Below are 7,794 nucleotides of genomic sequence, written 5' to 3' on the forward strand. Positions count from 1 at the left end.
CCGGATCACCCACCCCGTCCTCGGTTCGAGTGCCCGCCCCGCCGGCGATCACCGGCCGGCCGCGCCCGGCCGGAACGACCCGTGCGACGGCACGCCCACCAGAAGGAGAACGCCCCCATGAGAAGCAGCAACCCGATCCTGTCCCGGCGGGGAGCCGGCCGCGTCGACGCCCAGGGGACGGAGGCCGCGCGGCCCCGGCCGGTCGGCCTGCCCGTCGGCGCGCGGCGGCCCGGCGACGGCCCCGCAGGCCCCTACGCGGGGTTCGACGCCCCGGGCCCCGCCGAGCGGGCCACCGCCGGCAGCACACCCATGACGCTGGACGACGTGGTGGTCCGTACCGCCGCGACCCTGGGCACGGTGGCGCTGGCGGCGGTGCTCTCCTGGACCCTGCTGCCCGTGGACCGGACCGGCGTCGCCCGCTCGTACGCCGTCGCCGTCGGCTGCGCGCTGGTGGCGTTCGTCCTGGCGCTCGTGCAGACGTCCAGGCGCACGCCGTCACCGCCGCTGATCCTCGGGTACGCGGCTTTCGAGGGCGTCTTCGTCGGCGTCCTGTCCGACGTGACCTCGACGTACATCGCCCCCGGGGTCGTCGTCCAGGCGGTGCTAGGGACCCTGACGGTCTTCGCCGGTGTGCTGATCGCCTACCGGATGCGCTGGATCCGCGTCACCGCCCGGTTCGCCGGCTTCGTGCTGGCCGCGGCGACCGGATTCGTCCTGCTGACCGTCGCCGACCTGCTCCTCTCGGCCTTCGGCGGCGGGCACGGGCTGGGCTTCGGCAGTGGCGGCCTCGGCATCGCGTTCGGCGTCGCCGGGATCGTCCTGGGCGCCTGCTTCCTGGCCCTGGACTTCCGGCAGGTGGAGGACGCCGTGGCGGACGGCGCCCCGCGCGAGGAGGCGTGGCTGGCGGCCTTCGGGCTCACCCTGACCCTGGTCTGGATCTACCTGGAGGTGCTCCGGGTGCTGACGCTGCTGCGGGGTGAGGACTGATGCCCCGGCCCGCCCCGTTCCTTCGTCCGCTGGAGGTGCTCGCGGCTTCGCTCGCCCGCGGCGCCGGGGCGCGAGTCCCGGCGGAACTCGACGGGGCCGCGACCGTGGCCTGGCTGGTGGCGGGTCAGCTGCCGGCGTCCCTGCCGCCGGCGTCCTACTGGCTGCGTCCCTGGCCGGCGGGTGGTGGCGCCGGGTACGGAGACTGACGGCGCCGGGCCGCACGGGCGGTCGGCCACCTCGCTCCGGTGTCCCCGGGGAGGGGGCCCGCCCGCGCCTGGTAACCGTCTTGACAGGTGATGTCAGCCCATGGAAAAGTCGTCACCTGTCAAAGCGGTTACGTTTTCGGGAAGGTCCACCATGGCAGTCGTCCGCATCCACCTGGTCTCCACGCTGAGCCCGTCGGCCGTCCGGGAGGTGCTCACCGACTTCGGCCCCTCCCGTCCACGGGTCTGGTCCACGATCGACGCCGACCACTTCACGGTCCACGACCTCGGCGTCGACCGGGCCGAGGTGACCGAGGGAACCGCCGCGGCCTGGGAGCGCGCCCGCTACGAGTGGGCCCCTGACGGCGACACCGTCACCGTCACGACGCTCGACTCGAAGCTCTTCGGCGCCGGCGGCGGCTGGGTCTTCCGGATGACCCCCGAGGGCGAGGGCACCCGCGTCGACGTGGAACTGACGCGACGACCCCGCTCCCTCAAGGGAAAGATCCTCGCCTCGCTGCTCCCCGTCGTCGCCCCCGCGGCCCTGCGCAAGTCCCTCGCCGGTCCGCTGCGGGCGGGATGACGGACCGACCGGGCCGAAGGCACCGTCCGCACCGTCGGCGGTGCGCCGGCCGGCCGGGGAAGCTGCCTGCCAACCGCCTGTCTGCCGCCTGGTCCTGAGGCGGCGGCGCGGAGGAGGCTGGGGCCGGTAAGAGCGATCCCCCTCCGGCCGGCCGGAGCCGGTCACCCGGGAGCGGTCACGCGGCGGCGGACCTGTCCGTTCACGCCCCCCGGGGCCCGGGCGGAGCCGTTCCGCGGGCCGTCCCGCCCGGAGCGGGGGAGCGCGGGGCGCGCCTCGGCCGGGTGTCCGGCGGCAGGCGTTCGCAGGGATCCGACGGGAGGGGCGCACCCAGGCCCGTCCGGGGAAGGGAGCAGGAGTGGAGTCGCTCGCGTCGCCCATCGTGGGCCGGGAGGCGGAGGAATCGGTGCTCTCCTCGTTCGTCACCTCGACCGGGGGCCAGGCCCTCGTGGTGAGGGGCGAGACGGGCGTGGGGAAGAGCGCGCTGCTGAAGCACGTCGCCGAGCGGGCCGCGGGCGCCGGGTTCCGGGTGGTCCGGGCGGTCGGTGTCGAGGCCGAGTCGAACCTGCCCTTCGCCGGCCTGCACCAGCTGCTGCATCCGCTGCTCGGGCACGCCGAGCAGCTGGACGGCGTCCACCGGGTCGCCTTCGACGTGGTGTTCGGGCGGAGCCGGGCGGACGCCCCGTCCGTCATGACGCTGGGCACCGCGGTGCTGGACCTGATCACCGTCGCGGCCGCGCAGTCACGCCTGCTGCTGGTCCTCGACGACGGCCAGTGGTTCGACGCGGCCAGCACCGCGGTCTGCGGCTTCGTGGGCCGTCGTCTCGCCGGCAGCACCGTGAAGCTGCTGGTCGCCATGCGCCCGGAGGCGGCCTCGGGCTTCGAGTCGGCCGCCCTCCCGGTGCTCCCGCTGCCACCGCTGTCCGAGCCCGCCGCGACCCACCTGCTGGACACCCGGCACCCGCGACTGGACCCGAAGGTCCGCCGCCGGGTCCTGGAGGAGGCCCAGGGGAACCCCCTCGCACTGCTGGAACTCCCCTCCTACCTCGGCGCCAACACCGCCGAGCACACCTTCGACATGCTGTCCGGGTACGGGCTCGTCCCCCTGCTCGACCGGTTCCAGCAGGTGTACGGGGCGCGCCTCGCCGCTCTCGGGCCGGCCATGCGGGCGGAGCTCCTGCTCGGCGCGCTGGACGGTGTCCACGCCGGAGCGGTGACCGGCCTCCCGGGATCCGCGCGGTACCGCATGCGGGACGTCGACGAGGCGGTGGCGGCAGGCCTGCTGGACCTGGACCCGGACAGCGGGGAGTTCGTGTTCCGGCACCCGCTGGTGCGCTCGACGGTCGTCCGGTCGGCCGCCCCGAACGCCCGCCGGGCCGCCCACGGCACCCTGGCGCAGGTGCACCGCAACGACGTCGAACGCCGGGCCACGCACCTGGCCGCCGCCACGGTCGACCCGGACGAGGGCGTCGCCGCGGCCCTGCAGGAGGCGGCGGAGTCGGCGACCCGGCGAGGCGGCGCCGCCGCCGCGGTGACCTGGCTGACCCGCGCGGCGGAGCTGAGCGAGACCCGCGAGGACCGGTCCCGCCGGCTGGCGAACGCCGCGTTCGTCGCCGGGCACGCCGGACTGCTCGACCGGGCCCAGCGGCTCCTCGACACCGACCGCGGGCCGAGCGAGAACGAATCCACCGCCTCGGTGCTGGTCTCCGCGTACGCCGCGCTCTACGAGGACGGCGACGTGCGGTCCTCGCACCGGCAGCTGACAGCGGCCGTCGAGCGGAAGCGGGACAGCGGGGCGGCCGGACCGGACGAGGAGCTCACCAGGCTGGTCAACCTCCTGCTGGCCATCAGCCAGTACGCCGGCGACCGCGACGCCTGGCAGCGGACCCACCGCCTGCTGGACTCGCTGGGGGACCTCGTCCCCCCGATGTCGCGGATCTACCAGGACGCCTGGAGCGACGTGGTCCGCCGGGGCCGCGGCGTCCAGGAGCGGGTGGCCTCGGCCTACGCCGCCTTCCCGCACCTCGACCCGTGGGACATCACCCGGCTCGGCGTCGCCGCCTACCACGTCGACACCCTGGGGGAGCACCGGAGGCACCTCGCCCGCAGCGTGGAGCGCGAACTGCGGACCGGAGCCGTGATGAACGGCATGACCATGCTGCACCTGATCACGCTCGACCAGATCGCCTCGGGCGACTGGGAGGCCGGCGAGGAGACCGGGCAGCGGGTACTGGAACTGACCACGGCGCACGGCAACGTGCTCTTCGCCCATCACAGCCGGGCCTACCTGGCGCTGCTCGCCGCCCTGCGCGGCGACCTCGACCGGGCCCGCGAGCTGCGGTCCGTCGTCGACCGCTGGGCCCGCCCCCGCAGGATCGGCTTCCTCACCCAGATCGCCGACGCCGTGGCGACGACGGTCGCCCTGAGCGAGGGGGACTACGAGAGCGCCTACCTCTGCGCGACCGGCATCACCGCGCCCGGCACCTTCGAACCCGGTGCGCACCAGGCCCCGCGCACCCTGCTCGACCTGGTCGAGGCCGCCCTGCACACCGGCCGGGCCCGGGAGGCCCGCGACCACGCCCTGGCGGCGCAGGCGGCGCACCTGCCGGACGTCTCACCCCGTCTCGCCCTGGTCACCTTCGGGGCGCTCGCCATGACGGCCGAGGACAACGACCGGGCGGCCGAGCTGTTCCGGCGGGCCGAGACGCACCCCGGCGCCGCGGACTTCCCCTTCGAACGGGCCCGCATCCGCCTGGCGCACGGCGTCCGGCTGCGCCACAGCCAGGGGCCAAGGGCCGCCCGGCAACTGCTGGGCCAGGCCGCCGAGACCTTCGAACGCCTCGGCGCCCGGGCCTGGGCCGAGCGGGCGCACGCCGAACTGCGCGCCTGCGGGGCGCCCGCCCAGCACCGCTCCACCGACCCGGCGGCGCTGACCTGGCAGGAGCACCGGATCGCCGACCTCGCCGCACGCGGCCTGACCAACAAGGAGATCGGGGAGCGGACCCACCTGTCCCCGCGCACCGTCAGTTCCCACCTGTACCGGGTGTTCCCCAAGCTGGGCATCACCTCGCGGGCGGCCCTGCGCGACGCCCTGGCGGCGATCCCGGACGACGCCGGAGCGGGATCGTAGCCGGGACGGCCCGGGGAATTCTCCGGCGCCCCAGGGCTCGCGCCCCGCGAGGTGCTATCCGGCGGCCGCGGCCCCGGGGGCGCCGCCGTCCAGGGTGTACATCACGGACCGCTCCTCCTTGTGACGCCGCACCTGGCCCTTCGCGACCAAGGACTCCAGGGTGTTCCGCACGACCTGCGGGGTCGGCTCCCGAGCCGGGTGCCTCGCCATCAGCTCGTCGCGCAGGTCCTTCGCCAGGCGCGGCTCGCCGTACCCGGCGAGCAGCTCCAGGAGGATGTCTCCCAGCAACGGCCGCGGTGCCTTCGCCGTCCCGCCGGACTTCGCGGCGGCCGCGGATGACGCCGCCGTACCGGGGACGGACTTCGCGCGCCGCTGCCGCCGGGCGGGTGCCGGCTCGTCCTGGGGCTGCTCCGGGAGGGGGGAGGGCTCCGCGCCGTCCTGGTAGTGCTCGGCCAGTGTCATGATGTCGATCAGGAGCGCCTCCTCCTGCTGCAGCGACCTGAGTTTCTCGGTCAGGTCCTGCTGTCGGCGGCGGTTCTCCTCCAGATCCGACGCGGCCTGTGCGACGTACCGCGATCGGAGCGTGTCGGCTGATTGGCTGGTCACAACCGGTCACTCCTCCGTACATGGGATGGTGCTGCGTATGTCTCGATGCCGAGGTCCGGGACACCTGGACGGGTGCCGGGGTGGTGCGGAGGCCGGCAAACGTGGTTCGCCACCGTACCGCCCTGAGCACCGCCTCCCTCGGATACCTGCCCCGAGGTGTGCCGGTGAACCGCCGGCGGCGACCATCCTGGCACATCTCCTGCCCGCCCGTGCCGGTGCCCGGGATCCTGGGGCCCGGCGCGACGAGGACGGTCCCCGGGTGCCGCAGCCGGGCGGCCGCGCCGGGGAGCGGACGACGGCCGGCCCGGCCGGGCCGCCGTCATGGGTCACACATGTTGCGCTCCCCGCGATACGGACATACGTTTCTCCGGTGCGGTCGTGGCCCTGATCCCGGCGAGGTGCCCCGGGACACACCTGCGGGTCCGCCCACCTGGAGCATGGCCGGGCCCGCCCCGAGGGACCGGGCCCCGCCGACGGCCCGGGCCGAGTCCGCCGCGGCGGTGGGAGGAAGACCCCCTTGTACGTCCTGGTGCCCGACGACCCGGTGTTCTTCGCCAAGTTCCAGAGCCTGGAGGACCTGCTCCTGCGCTGCCTGTACGTCCTTCAGGTGGAGGGAGTCGACTCCGAGGAGGCGCGCCTGGTCGCCGACGCGTACGACAGCTGGGTCAGGGTGCTGCTGAAGCTTCCGCTGTGGTCCCGCCGGCGGGAGGACGCGACCGACCTCTCGCGGACCGACTACAAGCTCTACGCCCCGGGGGGCGCCGAGCTGACGAGCCTGTACCCGGTGGAACTCGCGGTCGGCGACGTCGAGCAACTGTGGCTCTGCCTGCGGGTCCTCCGCGACTCCGGGGCGGAGCGGACGGGTGCGCCGCTCCTGGCGGCCGGCGCGGCCGGAACCGCGCCGGAGCACCTGATCGGTGTCTTCCGGCGCGTGGTGGGCGTGCTGCTGCTGCCGGCACCGCCCGAGCTGACGCGGACGCTGCGCCAGGTCCTCTCAGGCGCGCCCGCGGTGACCCTCGGGCACCGTGAGGAGGCCCAGTACCGGCGCTACTGCACGACCCTCGTGCGGCTCCTCAGCTCCGGCGACGGGTTCGGCTACCGGAATCACCTGGCCATGTACCGGTGAGGTGACGGGAGAGCCGGTCGCTCCGGTCACCCCTTCGTCCCCCGCACCGGCGCGATCCTCGTCCACGCCGGCCGCGGCCGGCCGTCGCGCTCGTCCTGACCGGGCACCGGCGCCGTGCGCCGCGCGCGCTCCGCAGGAGCGCCCCGGGCGGTGGGACCGTCGAATGACCTAGGGCGCCACGGCCACGCGCCGGCCACGGTACCCGTCCGAGGCCGTCACCCCGCCGAAGTCACCGCGACGACCTGCGCTTTCGGCGCCGCGGCCGGGGCCCGGCCGGTCCGGCGGGCCGCCCCCGGGCGCCGGCTGCCGCCGCCGTCAACTGACTGATGTGCGCTCCCCCCGCACCGGGCCAGTCTGAATCCCGTCAGCAGCGGACCGCACGGCGCCCCTTCCCGGCCGCGTGCACCCCGCGCCCACGGCCCGCGACCGGCCGTCCCGCCGGCTCCTGGCCCGCCCACCCGCCCCCGACGCACGCACCACCGCGTCCCGGCGGACCGAAACGACCCCACTACCTTGGACGGTACATCGATGAATCGACTTCTGACGGTCCTCGCCGCCGGAGTACCCCTGGCCGCCGCCATCTACGCGCCGAGTGCCTCGGCGGCCCCGGGCGGCCCCGCGGCCACCGCCCACAGCTGCGCCGCCCCCGCGGTGAAGGCCCCGGCCGGGACCCAGGTGGAGAGCGTCACCGCGGTGGCGCACGCCGCCGGCACCTTCGAGGTGCCCGCGGTGTTCCCGCTGCCCGCGGCGCACATCCCGGACGTCCCGGCCTTCTGCGACGTCACGGTCACCCTCACCCACCCCGGCCAGGGCGACCACGCCAAGGTGCGGGTCTGGCTTCCGCAGCAGAACTGGAACGGCCGGCTGCAGTCGGTGGGCGGCAGCGCGTACGCCGCCGGCGACTACGGCACCGACCTGGCCGCCGCGGTCAAGGGCGGCTACGCGGCCGCCACCACCGACGCCGGCGTCAGCACCTACATCGACGCGAGCTGGGCCCTCGGTGCCGACGGCAAGGTCAACACCGGGCTGCTGGAGAACTTCGCCTCGCGCTCCGAGCACGAGGCGGCCCTCGTCGCGAAGGCGGTCGTCGCCGGCCACTACAACCGCGCCGCCTCCTACTCCTACTTCACCGGCTGCTCGACCGGCGGGCGCCAGGGCTACG

Annotated in this window: 6 protein-coding genes; 5 read left to right on the top strand and 1 reads right to left on the bottom strand. The window is 75.2% G+C overall.

The genetic code is table 11. The features are described from left to right. Positions 1 to 117 precede the first annotated feature (117 nt). The 3 genes from IE329_RS31160 to IE329_RS31170 all read left to right on the top strand — a co-directional run bounded on the left by IE329_RS31160 (position 118) and on the right by IE329_RS31170 (position 4,900). Positions 118 to 987: a Bax inhibitor-1/YccA family protein gene (locus tag IE329_RS31160; RefSeq protein ID WP_190214362.1), complete on the top strand. Its 870-nt coding sequence runs from the start codon at positions 118 to 120 to the stop codon at positions 985 to 987. Between the two features lie 357 nt (positions 988 to 1,344). After that, complete coding sequence (locus IE329_RS31165; protein WP_190214363.1) at positions 1,345 to 1,773, top strand: SRPBCC family protein; 429 nt, start codon at positions 1,345 to 1,347, stop codon at positions 1,771 to 1,773. 355 nt (positions 1,774 to 2,128) lie between these two features. Then, positions 2,129 to 4,900: a helix-turn-helix transcriptional regulator gene (locus tag IE329_RS31170; RefSeq protein WP_190214364.1), complete on the top strand. Its 2,772-nt coding sequence runs from the start codon at positions 2,129 to 2,131 to the stop codon at positions 4,898 to 4,900. 54 nt (positions 4,901 to 4,954) lie between these two features. Here the strand turns inward: IE329_RS31170 and IE329_RS31175 are convergent, their stop codons facing one another. Then, positions 4,955 to 5,506 (bottom strand): hypothetical protein, encoded by a 552-nt coding sequence (locus IE329_RS31175; protein WP_190214365.1) that lies wholly within the window; start codon positions 5,504 to 5,506, stop codon positions 4,955 to 4,957. 517 nt (positions 5,507 to 6,023) lie between these two features. On the opposite strand from IE329_RS31175, the gene IE329_RS31180 reads away from it, so the two are divergent. Both IE329_RS31180 and IE329_RS31185 read left to right on the top strand, forming a co-directional pair. After that, the gene (locus IE329_RS31180; protein WP_190214366.1) at positions 6,024 to 6,632 is read left to right on the top strand and encodes a hypothetical protein; all 609 of its coding nucleotides are present in this window, start codon (positions 6,024 to 6,026) and stop codon (positions 6,630 to 6,632) included. A 528-nt stretch (positions 6,633 to 7,160) separates the two neighbouring features. Then, positions 7,161 to 7,794, top strand: a 634-nt coding sequence (locus IE329_RS31185) for a tannase/feruloyl esterase family alpha/beta hydrolase (protein ID WP_190214367.1), incomplete at its 3' end; no start/stop codon positions are given.

The sequence above is a fragment of the Kitasatospora indigofera genome (assembly GCF_014655955.1).
Lineage (GTDB): Bacteria > Actinomycetota > Actinomycetes > Streptomycetales > Streptomycetaceae > Kitasatospora > Kitasatospora indigofera.

What these genes read in the sequence shown, in the direction of transcription:
- IE329_RS31165 (WP_190214363.1), top strand. Translation starts at nt 1,345, where the DNA reads ATGGCAGTCGTCCGCATCCACCTGGTCTCCACGCTGAGCCCGTCGGCC.
- IE329_RS31160 (WP_190214362.1), top strand. Translation starts at nt 118, where the DNA reads ATGAGAAGCAGCAACCCGATCCTGTCCCGGCGGGGAGCCGGCCGCGTC.